General features: G+C 62.4%; 19 protein-coding genes. 13 read left to right on the top strand and 6 right to left on the bottom strand.

The features are described from left to right. The first annotated feature begins 85 nt into the window (after window positions 1-85). From coxB to rnhA, 12 genes are all read left to right on the top strand, one after another. On the top strand, window positions 86-1,102 hold the full coding sequence (gene coxB / locus EJ079_RS30825; protein ID WP_164873885.1) for a cytochrome c oxidase subunit II: 1,017 nt from the start codon (window positions 86-88) through the stop codon (window positions 1,100-1,102). A 38-nt stretch (window positions 1,103-1,140) separates the two neighbouring features. Next, entirely contained in the window at window positions 1,141-2,793 is a 1,653-nt protein-coding gene (gene ctaD / locus EJ079_RS30820) for a cytochrome c oxidase subunit I (RefSeq protein ID WP_023808611.1), read from the top strand. 75 nt (window positions 2,794-2,868) lie between these two features. Further along, window positions 2,869-3,813: a heme o synthase gene (locus EJ079_RS30815; protein ID WP_127320379.1), complete on the top strand. Its 945-nt coding sequence runs from the start codon at window positions 2,869-2,871 to the stop codon at window positions 3,811-3,813. Window positions 3,814-3,815: 2 nt separating this feature from the next. Continuing rightward, window positions 3,816-3,974 carry a hypothetical protein gene (locus EJ079_RS30810; RefSeq protein WP_013532777.1) on the top strand — a complete coding sequence of 53 codons (159 nt, stop codon included), beginning with the start codon at window positions 3,816-3,818 and terminating at the stop codon, window positions 3,972-3,974. Next, entirely contained in the window at window positions 3,974-4,606 is a 633-nt protein-coding gene (locus EJ079_RS30805; protein WP_127395869.1) for a cytochrome c oxidase assembly protein, read from the top strand. The genes EJ079_RS30810 and EJ079_RS30805 overlap by 1 nt, the downstream gene beginning before the upstream one ends. 1 nt (window position 4,607) lies before the next feature. Then, a complete protein-coding gene (locus EJ079_RS30800; protein ID WP_127270321.1) occupies window positions 4,608-5,489 on the top strand; it encodes a cytochrome c oxidase subunit 3 in 882 nt (293 codons plus the stop codon). A 93-nt stretch (window positions 5,490-5,582) separates the two neighbouring features. After that, on the top strand, window positions 5,583-6,074 hold the full coding sequence (locus EJ079_RS30795) for a L,D-transpeptidase family protein (protein ID WP_127320373.1): 492 nt from the start codon (window positions 5,583-5,585) through the stop codon (window positions 6,072-6,074). A gap of 56 nt (window positions 6,075-6,130) precedes the next feature. Then, a complete protein-coding gene (locus EJ079_RS30790; protein ID WP_127395867.1) occupies window positions 6,131-6,535 on the top strand; it encodes a DUF983 domain-containing protein in 405 nt (134 codons plus the stop codon). Next, window positions 6,532-7,287 carry an SURF1 family protein gene (locus tag EJ079_RS30785; protein ID WP_164761698.1) on the top strand — a complete coding sequence of 252 codons (756 nt, stop codon included), beginning with the start codon at window positions 6,532-6,534 and terminating at the stop codon, window positions 7,285-7,287. The genes EJ079_RS30790 and EJ079_RS30785 overlap by 4 nt, the downstream gene beginning before the upstream one ends. A gap of 88 nt (window positions 7,288-7,375) precedes the next feature. Continuing rightward, window positions 7,376-8,386: a 4-hydroxy-3-methylbut-2-enyl diphosphate reductase gene (gene ispH, locus EJ079_RS30780; protein ID WP_127811001.1), complete on the top strand. Its 1,011-nt coding sequence runs from the start codon at window positions 7,376-7,378 to the stop codon at window positions 8,384-8,386. A gap of 5 nt (window positions 8,387-8,391) precedes the next feature. Continuing rightward, the gene (locus EJ079_RS30775) at window positions 8,392-9,354 is read left to right on the top strand and encodes a homoserine kinase (RefSeq protein WP_127811000.1); all 963 of its coding nucleotides are present in this window, start codon (window positions 8,392-8,394) and stop codon (window positions 9,352-9,354) included. A 10-nt stretch (window positions 9,355-9,364) separates the two neighbouring features. After that, window positions 9,365-9,895, top strand: coding sequence for a ribonuclease HI (rnhA, locus tag EJ079_RS30770; RefSeq protein ID WP_127810999.1), 531 nt, complete (start codon window positions 9,365-9,367; stop codon window positions 9,893-9,895). A 134-nt stretch (window positions 9,896-10,029) separates the two neighbouring features. Here rnhA and EJ079_RS30765 read toward each other — a convergent pair whose 3' ends face one another. The 3 genes from EJ079_RS30765 to EJ079_RS30755 form a co-directional block, all read right to left on the bottom strand. Further along, window positions 10,030-10,506, bottom strand: coding sequence for a DUF2938 domain-containing protein (locus EJ079_RS30765; RefSeq protein ID WP_127810998.1), 477 nt, complete (start codon window positions 10,504-10,506; stop codon window positions 10,030-10,032). A gap of 75 nt (window positions 10,507-10,581) precedes the next feature. Then, a complete protein-coding gene (locus tag EJ079_RS30760; RefSeq protein WP_127398996.1) occupies window positions 10,582-11,064 on the bottom strand; it encodes a peroxiredoxin in 483 nt (160 codons plus the stop codon). A gap of 85 nt (window positions 11,065-11,149) precedes the next feature. Continuing rightward, window positions 11,150-11,956, bottom strand: coding sequence for a protein-disulfide reductase DsbD domain-containing protein (locus EJ079_RS30755; protein ID WP_127270313.1), 807 nt, complete (start codon window positions 11,954-11,956; stop codon window positions 11,150-11,152). Window positions 11,957-12,127: 171 nt separating this feature from the next. Here EJ079_RS30755 and EJ079_RS30750 point away from each other — a divergent pair, with 171 nt between their 5' ends. Beyond that, window positions 12,128-12,736 (top strand): YqgE/AlgH family protein, encoded by a 609-nt coding sequence (locus EJ079_RS30750; RefSeq protein ID WP_023808594.1) that lies wholly within the window; start codon window positions 12,128-12,130, stop codon window positions 12,734-12,736. Window positions 12,737-12,893: 157 nt separating this feature from the next. On the opposite strand, the gene EJ079_RS30745 is transcribed toward EJ079_RS30750, so the two are convergent. The 3 genes from EJ079_RS30745 to EJ079_RS30735 are packed head-to-tail and all read right to left on the bottom strand — an operon-like array spanning window position 12,894 to window position 17,690. Continuing rightward, window positions 12,894-15,782, bottom strand: a complete 2,889-nt coding sequence (locus tag EJ079_RS30745; protein ID WP_127810997.1) for an EAL domain-containing protein — start codon at window positions 15,780-15,782, stop codon at window positions 12,894-12,896. Between the two features lie 3 nt (window positions 15,783-15,785). Continuing rightward, a complete protein-coding gene (locus EJ079_RS30740) occupies window positions 15,786-16,382 on the bottom strand; it encodes a GNAT family protein (RefSeq protein WP_127268573.1) in 597 nt (198 codons plus the stop codon). Between the two features lie 15 nt (window positions 16,383-16,397). Then, window positions 16,398-17,690: a pitrilysin family protein gene (locus EJ079_RS30735; RefSeq protein ID WP_056580991.1), complete on the bottom strand. Its 1,293-nt coding sequence runs from the start codon at window positions 17,688-17,690 to the stop codon at window positions 16,398-16,400. Between the last annotated feature and the right edge of the window lies 1 nt (window position 17,691).

The following is a 17,691-nucleotide window of genomic DNA, read 5'->3' as shown; positions in this document are numbered from 1 at the left end:
GGCGATTCGGTGCTGCCGCGGCTGCCTCCAAAGGCATATCCGGGCTTGCGCGCAAAAATGCCGCACGGTTTCGTCCGCTCCTTTCTTGCGGAGGGAAAAAGAGTATGGTTTGAACCACCTTGAAACTGTCGGGATTCCCGTCCCGGCATTGTTCGTTATTCTCGTGGGTACCGCAGCGAGGAACTGGGAGACGATGAGGGCGATGAGAAATTTCCTGGCAAACGCCAAGGTTCCAGCAAGTGCCAAGTTTCTAAGTGCTTGTGCCGCTGTCACGTTTTTCGCCGGCGCATCCGCCCATGCCGACCAGCCCAAGAACTGGGAGACAACCTTCCAGGCGCCGGCGACTGACATGATGCGGCAGATCGAGTGGTTCGGGAATTACACGATGTGGTTCATCGTTCCGATCACCATCCTGGTGCTGCTTCTCCTCGCTTATTGCATCGTCAGATTCCGTGCGAGCGCGAACCCGGTTCCGTCCAAGACCAGCCACAACACGCTGATCGAGGTGATCTGGACTGTCGGTCCGGTCGTCATCCTGCTTTGCCTGGCAATTCCCTCGTTCCAGCTGCTGACCGCGCAATACACGCCGCCGGAAGAAGCGAAGCTGACCGTCAAGGCGACCGGTAACCAGTGGAACTGGGACTACGAGTACCAGACCGAAAACACGCTCTCCTTCAATTCCGCGATCCTTCAGGACACCGACCGCGCCGCCGCCGGCAAGGAGGACCGCAAGGTTTATCCGCGCCTGCTCGCGGTCGACAATGAACTGGTGGTGCCGGTCAACACCATGACCCGCGTGCTCGTCACCGCGACCGACGTGATCCACTCCTTTGCCATGCCGTCGTTCGGCATCAAGATCGATGCCATTCCGGGCCGCACCAACGAGACCTGGTTCAAGGCGGAGAAGGAAGGTATTTTTTACGGCCAGTGCTCGCAGCTCTGCGGCAAGGACCATGCCTTCATGCCGATCGCCATCCGCGTCGTCTCCGATGCGCAGTTCAAGACCTGGCTGGCGGCAGCCAAGACCGATCTGCCCGGCGCCAACAAGACGCTGATGGCCGAGGTCGACGGCCAGAACAAGGTAGCGGCCGCCGGCAACTGATGCCGCGGGTTAGCAAGATTTAGGGAACGGAGCGGAACATGGCAGACGCTGCAGCTCACGACGGGCACGACCACAAGCCTTATCACGGCTGGGTCCGCTGGGTTTATTCGACCAACCACAAGGACATCGGCACGCTCTACCTGATCTTCGCGATCATGGCCGGCATCATCGGCGGTGCCTTGTCTGTCGCCATCCGCATGGAGTTGCAGGAGCCTGGCATCCAGATCTTCAGCGGTCTGGCGCAGATGGTCTACGGCATGAACGGTGACGCCGCGATCGACGGCGGCAAGAGCATGTACAATGCCTTCGCCACCGCGCACGCCCTGATCATGATCTTCTTCATGGTCATGCCGGCGCTGATCGGCGGCTTCGCCAATTGGATGGTTCCGATCATGATCGGCGCGCCCGACATGGCGTTCCCGCGCATGAACAACATCTCCTTCTGGCTGCTGCCGCCGGCCTTCATCCTGCTTCTCACCTCGATGTTCGTGCCGAGCGCGCCGGGCGCCTTTGGCGTCGGTGGCGGCTGGACGCTCTATCCGCCGCTTTCGACCTCGGGCCAGCCCGGGCCGGCCATGGATCTGGCGATCCTGTCGATCCACATTGCCGGTGCGTCGTCGATCCTCGGCGCCATCAACTTCATCACCACCATCTTCAACATGCGCGCGCCCGGCATGACGCTGCACAAGATGCCGCTGTTTGCGTGGTCGGTGCTGATCACCGCCTTCCTGCTCCTGCTGTCGTTGCCGGTTCTGGCCGGTGGCATCACCATGCTGCTTACCGACCGCAATTTCGGCACCACCTTCTTTGCGCCCGACGGCGGCGGCGACCCGATCCTCTTCCAGCACCTGTTCTGGTTCTTCGGTCACCCTGAAGTGTACATCCTGATCCTGCCGGGCTTCGGCATCATCAGTCACGTCATCTCGACCTTCTCGAGGAAGCCGGTGTTCGGCTATCTCGGCATGGCCTATGCCATGGTGGCGATCGGCGCCGTCGGCTTCATCGTGTGGGCGCACCACATGTACACGACCGGCCTGTCGCTCGATACGCAGCGCTATTTCGTCTTCGCCACCATGGTCATCGCGGTGCCGACAGGCGTGAAGATCTTCTCCTGGATCGCGACGATGTGGGGCGGGTCGATTTCGTTCAAGACGCCGATGCTGTGGGCGCTGGGCTTCATCTTCCTGTTCACCATCGGCGGCGTCACCGGCGTCCAGCTGGCCAATGCCGGCCTCGACCGCTCGTTGCATGACACCTATTTCGTCATTGCCCACTTCCACTACGTGCTGTCACTGGGCGCGGTGTTCGCCATCTTCGCCGGCTGGTACTACTGGTTCCCGAAGATGACCGGCTACATGTATTCGCCCGTCATCGCCAACACCCATTTCTGGGTCACCTTCGTCGGCGTGAACCTGATCTTCTTCCCGCAGCACTTCCTCGGTCTCGCCGGCATGCCGCGCCGCACCATCGACTACCCCGATGCGTTCGCCGGCTGGAATTATGTGTCGTCCATCGGCTCGTATATCTCGGCCATCGGCGTCCTGATCTTCCTCTATGGTGTGTTCGAGGCCTTCCAGAAGAAGCGGATCGCCGGCGCCAACCCATGGGGCGAGGGCGCAACGACGCTCGAATGGCAGCTGCCTTCGCCGCCGCCCTTCCACCAGTGGGAACAGCTGCCGAAAATCAAGTAAGGCGGCTGCCCGCTCGAATACGAAACCGCCGGTCCGCCGGCGGTTTTGGCCAACGGATGATGGACTTAAGTACGCATGGCCCTTGTCGACGACCCATTGATTGACGAAGCGGGCTTTCGCATGTCGGAAGCGACGGCGGGCGATTTCTTCGCGCTGCTGAAGCCGCGCGTCATGTCGCTGGTGGTGTTCACCGCCTTTGTCGGCCTTGTCGCCGCACCCGTGACCATCAACCCTCTGCTGGCGGTGATCGCCATCCTGGCTATTGCAATAGGTGCTGGTGCCTCCGGCGCGCTCAACATGTGGTACGATGCCGACATCGATGCCGTGATGACCAGGACCGCCAACCGCCCGGTCCCCGCCGGTCGCATCCAGCCGCACGAAGCCCTGACCTTCGGGCTGGTGCTGTCGGTGCTGTCGGTGATGACGCTCGGCGTGCTGGTCAACTGGCTGGCGGCGACGCTGCTCGCCTTCACCATCTTTTTCTACGCCGTCGTCTACACGATGTGGCTGAAGCGCTGGACGCCGCAGAACATCGTCATCGGCGGGGCCGCCGGTGCCATCCCGCCCGTGATCGGCTGGGCCGCGGTGACCGGGACAGTCAGCCTCGAAAGCATTGTCTTGTTCCTGATCATCTTCCTGTGGACGCCGCCGCATTTCTGGGCGCTGGCGCTGTTCAAGTCCGAGGACTATGCCAAGGCCGGCATTCCGATGATGCCCAACGTCGCCGGCCACGCTTCGACCCGCCGCCAGATCTTCGCCTATGCGCTGGTGCTGGCCCCGGTCGGCGTGCTGCCGTGGCTGCTTGGCTACACCACGCCGTTCTATGGCGTGGCCGCCCTGCTTCTGGGAGTCGGTTTTGTCTGGTACGCGTGGAAAGTGCTTGGCATGGCCGACGATGACCGCGTCATGAAACCGGCCAAGGCCCTGTTCGCCTATTCGCTGCTTTATCTCTTCGCCATCTTCGCTGCCTATCTGGCCGACAGCGTTGTCGAACGCGCGCTTGCCATGGGTGGAGCATGACCATGATCGAGGAAAAGCTCGAGACCGTCACGTTGACCGAGCGTCAGAAGAAGGCGCAGCGCAGCCGTTCTATCGCCATCGGTGTGGCGCTGGCGCTGCTGGTGGTCATTTTCTACATCGCGACGATCGTGAAGTTCGGCCACAATCTGGGCACGATGTGATGAGCGTCGAGACCTCCAAAAAAGCGGCTGGCAAGAACGGCAACGTCATCGTCGCGGCTGTCTGCCTCGCCTTTTTTACCGGCATGATCGGCATGGCCTATGCCGCGGTGCCGCTCTACAAGATGTTTTGCCAGGCGACCGGCTATGGCGGCACGACGCAACGTGCCGAGAAGCAGTATGCCGGCCGCGTGCTCGACCGCGAGATCACCGTCCGCTTCGATGCCAACATCGCTGGCGTGCCGTGGGAGTTCCAGCCGGTCCAGCGCTCGATGACGATGAAGATCGGCGAGACCGTGCAGGCGCACTATCAGGCGACCAACAAGTTCGATCGTCCCGTGACCGGCCGCGCCACCTTCAACGTGCAGCCTGAACTGGCGGGTCCCTATTTCAACAAGGTCGAGTGCTTCTGCTTCACCGACACGACGCTGAAGCCCGGCGAGACACTGGACATGCCGGTCCTGTTCTACGTGGACCCCGACATCGTCAATGTGCCGGAACTGAAGGACGTGAAGACGATCACGCTGTCCTATACGATGTTCCCGGTCGAGAAGGCCAAGCCGGTCGCCTCCTCGGAGCCGGCCAAGGGCAATAGCAAGACAATTTCGAATACCGAAGCAAATCTCGGGGGTTGATATGGCAGACGCGCACGCAAAACCACAGCATGACTATCATCTCGTCGACCCGAGCCCGTGGCCTTTCCTGGGATCGGTAGGCGCACTTGTCGCCGCCTTTGGCGGCGTCTGCTTGATGGAATACCTGAAGGGCGGCTCGTTCCCGATCTTCGGCTTCAACATCGCCAATCCATGGCTGTTCTTCATCGGTCTCGTGATCATCCTCTACACCATGTTCGCCTGGTGGTCGGACACGATCAAGGAAGCGCATGAGGGCCATCACACGCGTGTCGTGTCGCTGCATCTGCGCTACGGCATGATCATGTTCATCGCCTCGGAGGTAATGTTCTTCGTTGCCTGGTTCTGGGCCTATTTCGATGCCAGCCTGTTTCCGAGCGAAGTCCAGCAATATGCCCGCACCGCGTTTACCGGCGGTGTCTGGCCGCCGAAGGGCATGGAAGTTCTCGATCCCTTCCATTTGCCGCTCTACAACACCGTCATCCTGCTGCTGTCCGGCACCACGGTGACCTGGGCGCACCATTCGCTCATCCATGGCGATCGCAAGGGGCTGATCAACGGCCTGGTGCTGACCGTTGGCCTCGGCATGCTGTTCACCATGGTGCAGGCCTACGAGTACATGCATGCTCCGTTCGCCTTCAAGGATTCCATCTATGGCGCCACTTTCTTCATGGCGACCGGCTTCCACGGTTTCCACGTCATCATCGGCACCATCTTCCTGTTGGTCTGCCTGATCCGGGCGATGAAGGGTGATTTCACCCCCAAGCAACATTTCGGCTTCGAGGCGGCCGCCTGGTACTGGCACTTCGTCGACGTGGTCTGGCTGTTCCTGTTCGCCTCGATCTACGTCTGGGGATCGGTCGGCGCGGTGATCGAGGGCCACTGATCCTGGCCTGAGGAATTTCCGTTTGGGGAGGGGCGGCCGCGGCAATGTGGCCGCCTTCTTCTTTTTGGCGCAATGATCGCTGATCGATAGCCAATGCGGCTGACAATTTTCCGGGCCATTTGCGCATTGATGATCGCGGCACTCCCGGCCTTTGCCGGCGAGAAGGTGGATCTGGTGCGTGTCCACAAAGCCGAACGCCGGCTGGAACTCATCGGCGACGGCAAGATCCTGCGCAGCTACGGCATCGCACTCGGCGGCGATCCTGTCGGGCATAAGCACCAGGAGGGCGATCAACGCACGCCCGAGGGGAACTATGTCCTCGACTGGCGCAACCCGAACAGCATCGCGCACAGATCGATCCATATTTCGTACCCCAACACCGACGATCTGGCGGCCGCCAGGGCGCGCAATGTCGACGCGGGCGGCATGATCATGATCCACGGCCAGCCAAACGGTTATGGCTGGTGGGGCTGGCTGCTTCAATTGGTCGACTGGACCGACGGCTGCATTGCGGTTACGGACTCCGATATGGACGAAATCTGGGCGATGGTGGCCGATGGCACACCGATCGAGATCGAGCGGTAGGCAATGAGTGGCAATATGAACTGGTTGCCGGTCGATCTGAAATCGAGCGGTAAGCAATGAGCGACGACTCTTCCAAGAGTGAAGATAGGGCGATCTGGCCGCCGATCGATCCGATCTCGGCCGGCCTGCATGGCCGTTGCCCGCGCTGCGGCGAGGGGCGGCTATTTTCCGGCTTCCTCACCGTCGGCAAGCGATGCGTCAATTGCGGCCTCGATTATTCCTACGCTGATGCCGGCGACGGGCCGGCGGTGTTCGTGATCCTGATCATCGGCTTTATCATCGTCGGCCTGGCGCTCTGGGTAGAAGTCACGCTCAGCCCGCCGCTCTGGCTGCATCTGCTGGTCTGGATTCCGCTGGCTGTTGTGCTGTGCTTGACGGCGCTGCGGCTGATCAAGGGCGTGCTGCTGACGCTGCAATACCGCAACCAAGCGGCCGAGGGCCGGCTGGATCGCGGCGAATGAGCGAGGCTTCCCTTAGAACTGACGGTCGTTCGCGGCCGCGATCGGCATTGCTGCTCGGCCTTGGCCTTGTGCTGTTCCTGATCCTGCTGGTGCTCGGCACCTGGCAGATGCAGCGCCTGTATTGGAAGGAAGGCCTTCTGCAGACCATCGACCAGCGCACCCATTCGGCGCCGTTGCCGTTGGTTGCGGTCGAGAAAGAGTTCGCCGCCACCGGGGATGTCGATTATACGCCTGTCACCGTCACCGGCACGTTCCTGCATCAAGGCGAACGCCATTTCTACGCGACCTGGGAAGGTGATGCCGGCTTCAATGTCTACACGCCGCTGGCGCTCGACGACGGCCGCTTCGTCCTGATCAATCGGGGCTTCGTGCCTTACGATCTGAAGGATGCCGCCAAGCGCGCCAAGGGACAGGTGGCTGGCAGAGTGACGGTCACGGGGCTGGCCCGCAACCCGCTGCCGGGCAAGCCGTCGATGATGCTTCCCGACAACGACGTGGCGAAGAACATCTTCTACTGGAAGGACCGCGACGTGATGGCTGCAAGCGCCGGTCTGCCGGCGGGCGCCGCGCTGGTGCCGATCTTCATCGACGCAGACAAGACGCCAAACCCAGGCGGCTTGCCGGTTGGCGGCGTCACCATCATCGATCTCCCGAACAGCCATCTCCAATATGCGATGACTTGGTACGGGCTTGCCGCGGCGCTCGCAGCCGTGCTCATCCTGCGGCTTCGCCGTCCCGCGAAAGACGAATGAACGCGGCTGATGCCCCCTTTCAACCGATGCCCTTGACAGGGCAGGGGTGCGCACTTCATTTCGGCTTTGATCAACCGGCCCGGATTTAATGCTTCAGACAACCACTAAACCACCTCTGACGATCCGGCTCTGCCAGCCGCGCGGTTTCTGCGCCGGTGTCGACCGTGCCATCCAGATCGTCGTGCTGGCGCTGAAGAAATATGGCGCGCCGGTCTATGTCCGCCATGAGATCGTGCACAACCGCTACGTCGTCGAGGGGCTGCAAAGCCTTGGCGCCGTCTTCATCGAGGAACTCTCCGAGATACCGGCCGAACATCGGCAGTCGCCCGTCGTGTTCTCGGCGCATGGCGTGCCGAAATCGGTGCCGGCGGATGCGAAGGCGCGCAATCTCTTCTATCTCGATGCCACCTGCCCGCTGGTGTCGAAGGTCCACAAGCAGGCGATGCGCCATCAGCGGCTCGGCCGCCATGTGCTGTTGATTGGTCACGCCGGTCATCCCGAAGTGATCGGCACCATGGGCCAACTGCCGGACGGAGCGGTGACGCTGATCGAAACCGAAGCCGATGCCGCAAAGCTCTCGCCCGCCGATCCGCAGGCGCTCGGCTTCGTTACCCAGACCACATTGTCTGTCGAGGACACCGCCGGCATCATCCGCGCCTTGCGGGATCGCTTTCCGGCGCTGCAGGCACCAGCGGCGGAATCGATCTGCTATGCCACCACCAACCGCCAGGAAGCAGTCAAGGACACCGCGCCGGGTGCCGATCTCTATCTGATCGTCGGCGCGCCGAATTCCTCCAATTCGCGACGACTTGTCGAAGTCGCGGAGCGTGCAGGCGCCACCATGTCGCTTCTCGTGCAGCGCGCCGCCGAGATTCCGTGGAATGACATCGGCAACATCTCGACGCTTGGCCTGTCGGCCGGCGCATCGGCGCCCGAAATCATCGTCGACGAGATCATCGACGCGTTCCGGCAACGCTTCGATGTCACGATCGACCTGGCCATCACGGCCACGGAAACGGAGGATTTTCCGGTCATGCGGGTATTGCGCGATGTCGAACTGACGCGGGCCGACATGGCCTTCGTCAATGGAGCCGCGTAAGCCACATGGCGGTATACACCGACGTTGCGGAAGGCGAACTCGGCGCATTCCTGAAGCACTATCCGGTCGGCGATCTCCTGTCCTACAAGGGCATCGCCGAAGGCACCGAGAACTCGAACTTCCTGCTGCACACCTCCAGCGGCTCCTACATCCTGACGCTCTATGAGAAGCGCGTCGAGAAGGCGGATTTGCCGTTTTTCCTCGGGCTGATGGGCCATCTCGCCAACAAGGGCGTGTCCTGCCCGCTGCCGGTGACCGCGCATGACGGCAGCGTCATCGGCACGCTCGCCGGCCGGCCGGCGGTCATCATCACCTTCCTGGAAGGGCTTTCGTTGCGGCGGCCCACAGCAACGCATTGTGCCGAGGTCGGCAAGGCATTGGCGCAGTTGCATCTGGCCGGTGCCGATTTTTCGATGACGCGTCCGAATGCCCTGGCCATCGACGGCTGGCGCAAGCTCTGGGATGCAGCGCGCGATCGCGCAGACGAGGTCGAGCCGGGCCTGGCGGCCGAGGTCGATGCCGACTTTGCCGATTTCGAGCGCAACTGGCCGAAGGACCTTCCCAAAGGCATCATCCACGCCGATCTTTTCCCGGACAACGTTTTCTTCCTCGGCGAAAAACTGTCCGGCCTGATCGATTTCTATTTCGCCTGCGACGACCTCTACGCATACGATGTCGCCACCTGTCTCAACGCCTGGTGCTTCGAGAAGGATTTTTCCTTCAACCTCACCAAGGGCAAGGCGCTGCTCGCCGGCTACCAGAGCGTCCGGCCCCTGAGCGACCAGGAACAAACTGCGCTGCCGGTGCTGGCGCGCGGTTCGGCGTTGCGCTTCATGCTGACCCGGCTGTACGACTGGCTGACCGTCCCCGATGGCGGGCTCGTGATGAAGCGCGATCCGACCGAATACATCAGAAGGATGCGGTTCCACCGGGCGATCAAATCTCCTTCGGAATATGGATTGGCCTGATATGGGTATCATGAGCAAGCAGGTTGAGATCTTCACCGACGGCGCCTGTTCGGGCAATCCCGGCCCTGGCGGCTGGGGCGCGATCCTGCGCTTCAACGGCACCACCAAGGAGCTTTCCGGCGGGGAAGCCGAGACGACCAACAACCGCATGGAACTGTTGGCCGCCATTTCGGCGCTGAACGCGCTGAAGGAACCGTGCACGGTCGACCTTCACACCGACAGCAAATATGTCATGGACGGCATTTCCAAGTGGATCCACGGCTGGAAGAAGAACGGCTGGAAGACCGCCGACAAGAAGCCGGTGAAGAACGGTGAACTCTGGCAGGCGCTCGACGAGGCCAACAAGCGCCACAAGGTCACCTGGAACTGGGTCAAGGGCCATGACGGTCATGTCGAGAACGAGCGCGCCGACGAGCTTGCGCGCGAAGGCATGGCGCCGTTCAAGAAAGGTCCGTTCAAGCCTGCAGCAGCGGCAAAGCCTGCTGCGCCGGCCAAACAACCGGCAATCGCGAAAGTGCGGCGCTCTACCCAGAGCTATTGAATTTCCGGAGCGGCGTGGCTCTCAGGTACGAAGAAGCGGATCAGCCGGCGGGGGTGGCAACTACTACGATATCGGCGCGCACCGCGTTATCTACTGCTGGCTGCCGATCGACTGGCCAGCGCAGTTGTAGACCCTTATCGGATCAGCAGCGCCGTGCCCCAAAGCCCAAGTGCGAACACCGTGTGCGACACCAGGTTCAGCGCCCGGATCTGCATCGGATTTGGCCGCTTCGAGGCCGCCCAGCCGGCGCCCATGCCGGGTGCCAGCAGGAACCAGCCGGCGCCGACGGTGACGATGCCGAGGATGAAGGCCGGCAGGAATGTCGGCGCGGCAAGCCAACTCGCTCCGGCCAGCACCACCAGGATGATGCTGTAGGCGATGCCGACAAAATAGTGAAAGGCCCAACCCAGCGCCTTTTCATGCGCGTAAGATGTGGCATCGCCGATATCGTCGTGGAAGACCTTGTCGCGGAGATGCCAGACCCAGCGACCGACCGGCCCCCAGTTCGGCCGTGGCTGGCCGAACGCCTTGTGCAGGAAGATGGCCCAGAGATCCATCAGGACGGTGGCGCCGATGCCGATCGCGATAGCGCGCCAGAACATGTCAAACATCGCTAGAATCCCCCCAAACGCAAGCCCTGGGCTACAAGCGCGATCGTCGTTCCACACCCGACGCCGCGCTGAACTTCAGAGCTGTCCCAGAATATGAGCCGCGCCGGACTCGTCGACACCAGGCTTGGTCTCGACATTGAGCGCGGTGACCTTGCCGTCGTCGACGATCATCGAAAACCGCTTCGAACGCAGCCCCATGCCGCTGGCGGAAAGGTCATTGTCGAGGCCTACCGCCTTGGCGAAATCGCCACTGCCGTCGGCGAGGAACATGATCTTGCCCTCACCGCCGGTGAAGTGCGCCCAGGCGCCCATGACATGGACGTCGTTGACCGAAACGACGGCGATGGTGTCGACGCCGCGCGCCAGGATGGCATCGTGGTTTTCGAGATAACCCGGCAAATGGTTGTTGCTGCAGGTCGGTGTGAAGGCGCCGGGAACCCCAAACAGCACGACCTTCTTGCCCGAGAAAATCTCGGCCCCGGTGATCGGCTTGGCGCCATCGGCGGTCATCGTCTTGAAGGTCACGTCAGGCAGCTTGTCGCCAACGGAAATGGTCATGGATTCCTCGCTTGGGAAAATGGGGAAGGACGTGTCTTTGCCTAGCGAACCCGACGGCTTCCTGCAACCGTTGGGGTGGGCTGGATCAAGGGAAAGGCAGAACCCCTTCGACCGCGCCCGCCGAACTCGTCAGCGTATAGTGAAGCCCGCCATCGGTCGGCGTCGTCGAGGGGCGATCGAGGATCGGCACGGTGAAGATCAGCTTGCCGTCCTTTTCGCTGCGGGCAGGGGTGCCGAACATGTAGTCCCGCTCGCCGGCGACGAAGAAATCCGCCGCCTCCGGATCGCCGGGAAAGCTCGCCTCAACAATCAGCGTCTCGTGGTCGCCCGGCAGCACAGCGATGCCGAAATCGGACCTCGCGGGCGCTGGTAGCGCCGCGAAACTCGCCTTCACCAGCGCTGCGTCCTCGGCATTGTCCGGATCGGAGGCCGGGTCGACGGTCAGCCGCGTCTGCACCGGAATGCAGATCGTTTCGCAGATGCCGAGAAAGATGTCGGCATCGATCAACGCCGGCTGGTTCGGCGCCGCCAGCGTGAATGTCACCGGCAGAGAAACCGGATAGTTGTAGCCTGCCCATTTGCCATAGCCGTCGTCATGGCGCTGCGGCGCCGGAAACGATAGCGCTGCGTCGGCGATGTTGGTGCTGGCTGAAATGTCGAGTTGCGGCGGCACGCCCGCGTCGCCCGGATCGCGCCAATATGTCTTCCAGCCGGGCTTGAGCGCTATGTCGAGAACGCCCTGGATGCGGCCGGTGTCGTCGGCTTTGCCTGATGTCACCAGCCGGACCTTGCCGCCTTCGCTGTTGTACCACGCCGATGAGGAGGCGGCGGCGGGAAGAGCGGTTGCCGATCCGATGGCGGCGCCGAGCAGCAGGATTTTCAAGCTTCGCATGGCGGTGATTTGATCGTCCGTTCGTGGCCGCGCAATGATTTCATGGCCTTGCCGGTATCATATTTGCGTGACTTCGAGGGAGAAGAATGTTCGAGCCGCCGCCACAGGCTTTGGTCGAATCCAGCACGGCGCATCTTTTCGGCGCTTTGGAAACGCGTTACGCTCCCTTTCATGGACTTGTTGCGCCACAAGAAGACGGTCGCCAGCCGCGGCTTTCTCGACGATCAGTTCCTGATTGCCATGCCCGGCATGAAGGACGACCGTTTCACGCGCTCGGTCATCTATGTCTGCGCACATTCCGATGAAGGCGCCATGGGCCTGATCATCAACCAGACGCAGCAGATGCTGTTTCCGGACTTGCTCGTGCAACTGGGCATCATGAACGAGCAGGAGGCGATCCGCTTGCCGGCTCAGGCCCGCGATTTCGTCGTGCGCAATGGTGGCCCCGTGGACCGCAGCCGGGGCTTCGTCCTGCATTCGGGAGACTATCGGGTGGAATCGTCGCTGACCGTTTCCGACGACATCTGCCTGACGGCGACCGTCGACATATTGCGCGCCATATCGTCCGGCCGCGGGCCTCGTCATGCGCTGATGGCGCTCGGCTATTCCGGCTGGGGCGCCGGCCAGCTGGAGACCGAGATCGCCGAAAATGGCTGGCTGACCTGTCCGGCCAATGCCGAGCTTCTGTTCGACACCGATATCGAGCGCAAATACGACCGGATCCTCGCCTCGATCGGCATCGACCTTGCGCATCTCAGCCTGGCGGCCGGACACGCCTAAACCCCCTCATCGCGGAGCCCGTTTCGAAACTCGCTCTGGAGAGTCATATGGTGGTGTTTTCGAGAACCGGAGCGCAGCGGACATTCGGGTCCGTGAGCACCGGAAGCGCAGAAAACGCCGTCAGATGGCCGCCAGAGTAGAGTTTCCAAACGGGCTCTCACGCTTGCGTCAGCGGATACTGCTCTTTTAGCGTCTTCAGCACCTGGTCGCCCGGCATCGGGGCGCCGAACATGAAGCTCTGCACATATTCGCAGCCCATCTGACGCAATTCCAGCGCATCGCTCTCGTCCGAAATGCCTTCGGCGACGACGGACAGGCCGAGCTCATGCGCCATGTTGACCATCGACTTCAGCAGCACCGCGCGCTTGGGCGTGTTGTCGTCGACGAAGCTCTTGTCGATCTTGATGGTGTCGAAGGGGAAACGCGTCAGGTAGGCCAGTGAGGAGTAGCCGGTGCCGAAATCGTCCAGCGACAGGCCGATGCCGAGCTGCTTCAGCTTGGTCAGCACATGGGCGGTCTGCTCGGGATTGTCCATGACAAGCGATTCGGTGAGCTCCAGCCGGAAGCAGCGCGGCTTCAGATTGGCCCGCGCGATGACCGAGCGGACGTCACTGACCAGGTCGCGGCGGATCAACTGGCGGCTGGACAAATTGACCGAGACCGACAGCGGCGCGTCGCCGATCTGTTTTTGCCAGCTGGCGAGATCTTCCGCCGCCTGCTGCATGGCAAACAGGCCGAGCTGCACGATAAGCCCGCAGCTTTCGGCGACCGGGATGAAATCCGCCGGCGGGATCATGCCGCGGCGCGGGTGGTCCCAGCGCAGCAGCGCCTCGAAGCCGGCGACACTGCCGTCCTCGAGCCGCACGATCGGCTGGTAGGCAAGCGTGAATTCGCGCCGCTCGATGGCGCGGCGCAGGTCGGATTCGAACTGCAGCCTGTCGGTGCCGACAGTGCGGAAAGCCGGACGGAACGGCTCGATCCTGTCGCCGCCGAAGCGTTTGGCCTGGTGCATGGCAAGCTCGGCATCCTTGACCATGTCCTCGGCCGACATCTGCGGCGAATTCCAGGTGATCAGCCCAATCGACGCGGTCAGCACGATCTCGCGCTTGGCGAAGGTGATCGGGTTGTTGATGGCATGCTTTATGGCATCAGCGACCGCAGCGATGCGGGCCGGGTCTTGTTCGGACAGCAGCATCAAAGCGAACTGGTCGCCGGCAAAGCGTGACAGCGAATCCTTCGGCTTGAGCAGCCGGTGCAGGCGGCGCGCGATGGTCAAGAGGATGGTGTCGCCGGCCGAGATGCCGAGCCCGTCATTGACCTGCTTGAAACGGTCAATGTCGATGACGAAGACGGTCGGCCGCACCTTCTCTTCGGTGCGCGCGATCGAGATGATCGCTTCCAGCCGGTTCATCAAAAGTTCACGGTTGGGCAGGCCGGTCAGATTGTCGTGCACGGCGTCGTGCAGCAGCCTTTCCTCGGACTTTTTCTGCTCGGTCACGTCGACCATGGTGCCGACGCAGCGGATGACTTCGCCGTCCGAGCCGATGACCGGGCGTGCGCGCAGTGAAAACCAGTGATAGTGGCCGTCGGCGCCGCGCAGGCGGAAATTCTGCGACACCCGGCCGCGCCGGTGTTCGAGCACCACGTCGAGCGTCGTGCGGAACGTGTCGCGGTCGTCGGCATGCAGCACCGGCAGCCAATTGCGGGCCGCGCCGCCAAGGCTGTTCGGTGCCAGGCCGAGCTGGATGCTGACATCGGGCTTGGTGACGACGCGGTCGCGCAGCACGTCCCAGTCCCAGACCGTGTCGCCCGATCCGGCCACCGCCAGCGCCTGCCGCTCGAGGTCGGAGAACAGGCCCTGGTGCAGGGCGCCGCCGGCAAAGGCGTGCTGCATCACTGTGAAGCCGATCAGAAGGATGATCAGGATCAGCCCGCCGCCCAGGGCCGGCTGGGCAATGTCGTTGTCGAGCATGCCGGTGATCGCCATCCACGATCCGCATAGCCACAACAGCACCATGACCCAACTGGGCACCAGCATGATGGCACGGTCGTAGCCGCGTATGCCGAGGAAGATGATCAGGCCAAGCCCGGTCAGTGCGGTTGCGGCGAAGGACAGCCTGGCGATGCCGGCGGCAACCGCCGGATCGACGATCGCGACCCCGGCGATCAGCACCAGCCCGAGGATCCAGACCAGCGCGCCGTAACTGAAATGGCCGTGCCATCGGTTGAGGTTGAGATAGGCGAACAGGAACACCACGAAGGTTCCAGCCAGCGCCACCTCCGTTCCCGCCCGCCACATCTGCTCATTGCCGGGCGAGATCTCGATGACCTTGTTGAGGAAGCCGAAATCGACACAGATATAGGCCAGTACCGCCCAGGCAAGGGCGGCGGTCGCGGGGAACATCGAGGTTCCCTTGACCACGAAAAGGATGGTGAGGAACAGCGCCAGCAAGCCTGCGATACCGATGACGATGCCGCGAAACAGCGTGTAGGAATTGACCGAGTCCTTGTAGGATTCCGGATCCCAGAGGTAGACCTGCGGCAGCTTCGGCGAGGCCAGTTCTGCAATGAAGGTGATCACCGTGCCGGGATTCAGCGTCACCCGGAAAACGTCGGCATCGGGGCTGGTCTGGCGGTCGAGCGCGAAACCCTCGCTGGGCGTGATGGCGGCGATGCGGGTCGAGCCGAGATCCGGCCAGAAGATGCCGGAATTCACCAGGCGGAAATGCGGTGCGACGATCAGCCGGTCGAGCTGCTGGTCGGTGGTGTTGGCGAGCGCGAACACCGCCCAGTCGCCGGTCGAACGTGCATCATTGGCCTCGACCTCGATGCGCCGCACGATACCGTCCGGACCCGGCGCGGTCGACACCTGGAAATTCTCACCCTGGTTCCGGTAGATCTCGACGGCGCCGGAAAGGTCGAGCGCGACGTCGTCGCGGGCGATCTTGATCGGCTCCACGGCGAAGGCCGACGATGCCGCCCACAGCGTCAGGAGTGTCGCGAGGACAAAGGCGAACAGCGGCCCGTTTCGCAGGAAATTCGTCAAAAATCAGTCCTTCGTTCCAACGCCCGGCGGATCGTCCGCGATCCGGGCGTAGAGGTAGTGGTCCTGCCAGATGCCGTTGATCCTGAGATAGGATCGCAGCAGTCCTTCGCGCCGAAATCCGGCTTTTTCAAGCACGCGGATCGACCTGATATTGTCGGGAATACAGGCCGCTTCGATCCGGTGCAACCTCAGCGTATCGAAGGCGAAGCGGGCCACCACCTTGACCGCGTCGGTCATCAGGCCGCGGCCGCCGAAGCGCTCGCCGATCCAGTAGCCGACATGGCCGCTTTGCGAGACGCCATGGCGTATGTTGCCGAGCGTGATGCCGCCAGCAAGCTTGCCGCTGCTCTTCTCGAAGATGAAGAAGGCGATTGCGGTTCCTTGCGCATAATCTTCGCGGTAGCGGCTGATGCGCAGCCGCCATGCGTTGCGGTCGAGTTCATCGGGAGTCCAGCGTGGCTCCCAGGGTTCGAGGAAGGCGCGGCTTTCGCCGCGCACCACCGCCCACTCGCGGTAGTCGTTGGTGAACGGCACGCGCAGCGTGACGCGGTCGCCTTTCAGCGCCGGCAGGTCGCGGCGAAAGAAAGGGAGCGCGAACACGACGCTTCGAGGGGCTTAGACGGCGAGCTTACGGGCCGTGGTCTGCGTGCCTGCGAGCGATTCGAGGATCGCCTCGTATGGCGCCAGCGTACCCACAGGCCCGACAGCGGTAAGCGTCGGCTTGGTCGAGAACAATCGCGACGACAGGTCGGTCAGCCGCTCGATCGTCAGCGCCGACAGCCGTTCCATCAGTTCCTCCTTGGCGATCGGGCGGCCGAACAGAAGCAGTTGCCGTGCGATCTGCGAAGCGCGGCTGGCCGGGCTTTCGGCTGACATGATCAGTCCGGCGCGATATTGGGCGCGCGCCCGGTCGAGTTCTTCCTGCAGGATTTTCTCGCCGGCCTTCTGCAGTTCGTCGATGATGACAGGCACCAGTTCGGCGATGTCGCTCTGGCCGGTCGCGGCATGGACGCCGAAGACGCCGGTGTCGGAAAAGCCCCAATGGAAGGCATAGACCGAATAACACAGGCCGCGCTTCTCGCGGACCTCCTGGAACAGGCGCGACGACATGCCGCCGCCGAGGATCATCGAGAGCACCTGCGAGGCATAGAAGTCGCGCACATGATAGGCCCGGCCTTCGAACCCCAGCACGATCTGCGCGTCCATCAGGTCGCGGTCCTCACGGAAGTCGCCGCCGACATATTGCGCATATTGCGGGATGGTGCTGTCGGCCTTGCTGCGGAAGCCGCCGAGCTGCTTTTCGACCTCGCGCACGAAATTGTCATGCTTGATGTCGCCGGCGGCGACAATCACCATGCGCTCGGCGCCGTATTGCCGCTCGATGAAGTCGTGGAGTTGCTTGGAGGTGAAGGATTTGACCGTTTCGGGCGTGCCGAGAATGGAGCGCCCAATCGTCTGATGGCGATAGGCGGTTTCCGTGAAGCGGTCGAAGACGATGTCGTCGGGGGTGTCGTGCGCGGCGCCGATCTCCTGCAGGATCACATGCTGTTCGCGTTCGAGTTCCTGCGGGTCGAACTCGGACTCCTGCAGGATGTCGGCAAGAATGTCGACGGCCAGCGGCACGTCGTCGGAGAGCACCCTGGCATAGTAGGAGGTGGTCTCGACGCTGGTGGCGGCGTTGATCTCGCCGCCGACGTCCTCGATCTCCGAGGCGATTTCGAAGGCGCTCCGCCTTTTCGTGCCCTTGAACGCCATGTGCTCGAGCAGATGGGCCATGCCATGCTCGTCGTCACGTTCATTGCGGGCACCCGACTTGACCCAGGCACCAAGGGCAACCGATTCGATGCTTTGAAGGGTTTCGGTGGCGACTGTCAGGCCGTTCGACAGACGGCTTACCTCAACACCCATA

This window comes from Mesorhizobium sp. M7A.F.Ce.TU.012.03.2.1, from assembly GCF_004006095.1.
Lineage (GTDB): Bacteria > Pseudomonadota > Alphaproteobacteria > Rhizobiales > Rhizobiaceae > Mesorhizobium.
The sequence above is the reverse complement of the archived record's forward strand: the minus strand, read 5'-3'. Positions and strand labels throughout refer to the sequence as shown.

What these genes read in the sequence shown, in the direction of transcription:
- ctaD (WP_023808611.1), top strand. Translation starts at nt 1,141, where the DNA reads ATGGCAGACGCTGCAGCTCACGACGGGCACGACCACAAGCCTTATCAC.
- EJ079_RS30815 (WP_127320379.1), top strand. Translation starts at nt 2,869, where the DNA reads ATGGCCCTTGTCGACGACCCATTGATTGACGAAGCGGGCTTTCGCATG.
- EJ079_RS30810 (WP_013532777.1), top strand. Translation starts at nt 3,816, where the DNA reads ATGATCGAGGAAAAGCTCGAGACCGTCACGTTGACCGAGCGTCAGAAG.
- EJ079_RS30805 (WP_127395869.1), top strand. Translation starts at nt 3,974, where the DNA reads ATGAGCGTCGAGACCTCCAAAAAAGCGGCTGGCAAGAACGGCAACGTC.
- EJ079_RS30800 (WP_127270321.1), top strand. Translation starts at nt 4,608, where the DNA reads ATGGCAGACGCGCACGCAAAACCACAGCATGACTATCATCTCGTCGAC.
- EJ079_RS30795 (WP_127320373.1), top strand. Translation starts at nt 5,583, where the DNA reads ATGCGGCTGACAATTTTCCGGGCCATTTGCGCATTGATGATCGCGGCA.
- EJ079_RS30790 (WP_127395867.1), top strand. Translation starts at nt 6,131, where the DNA reads ATGAGCGACGACTCTTCCAAGAGTGAAGATAGGGCGATCTGGCCGCCG.
- EJ079_RS30785 (WP_164761698.1), top strand. Translation starts at nt 6,532, where the DNA reads ATGAGCGAGGCTTCCCTTAGAACTGACGGTCGTTCGCGGCCGCGATCG.
- ispH (WP_127811001.1), top strand. Translation starts at nt 7,376, where the DNA reads ATGCTTCAGACAACCACTAAACCACCTCTGACGATCCGGCTCTGCCAG.
- EJ079_RS30775 (WP_127811000.1), top strand. Translation starts at nt 8,392, where the DNA reads ATGGCGGTATACACCGACGTTGCGGAAGGCGAACTCGGCGCATTCCTG.
- rnhA (WP_127810999.1), top strand. Translation starts at nt 9,365, where the DNA reads ATGAGCAAGCAGGTTGAGATCTTCACCGACGGCGCCTGTTCGGGCAAT.
- EJ079_RS30765 (WP_127810998.1), bottom strand. Translation starts at nt 10,506, where the DNA reads ATGTTTGACATGTTCTGGCGCGCTATCGCGATCGGCATCGGCGCCACC.
- EJ079_RS30760 (WP_127398996.1), bottom strand. Translation starts at nt 11,064, where the DNA reads ATGACCATTTCCGTTGGCGACAAGCTGCCTGACGTGACCTTCAAGACG.
- EJ079_RS30755 (WP_127270313.1), bottom strand. Translation starts at nt 11,956, where the DNA reads ATGCGAAGCTTGAAAATCCTGCTGCTCGGCGCCGCCATCGGATCGGCA.
- EJ079_RS30750 (WP_023808594.1), top strand. Translation starts at nt 12,128, where the DNA reads ATGGACTTGTTGCGCCACAAGAAGACGGTCGCCAGCCGCGGCTTTCTC.
- EJ079_RS30735 (WP_056580991.1), bottom strand. Translation starts at nt 17,690, where the DNA reads ATGGGTGTTGAGGTAAGCCGTCTGTCGAACGGCCTGACAGTCGCCACC.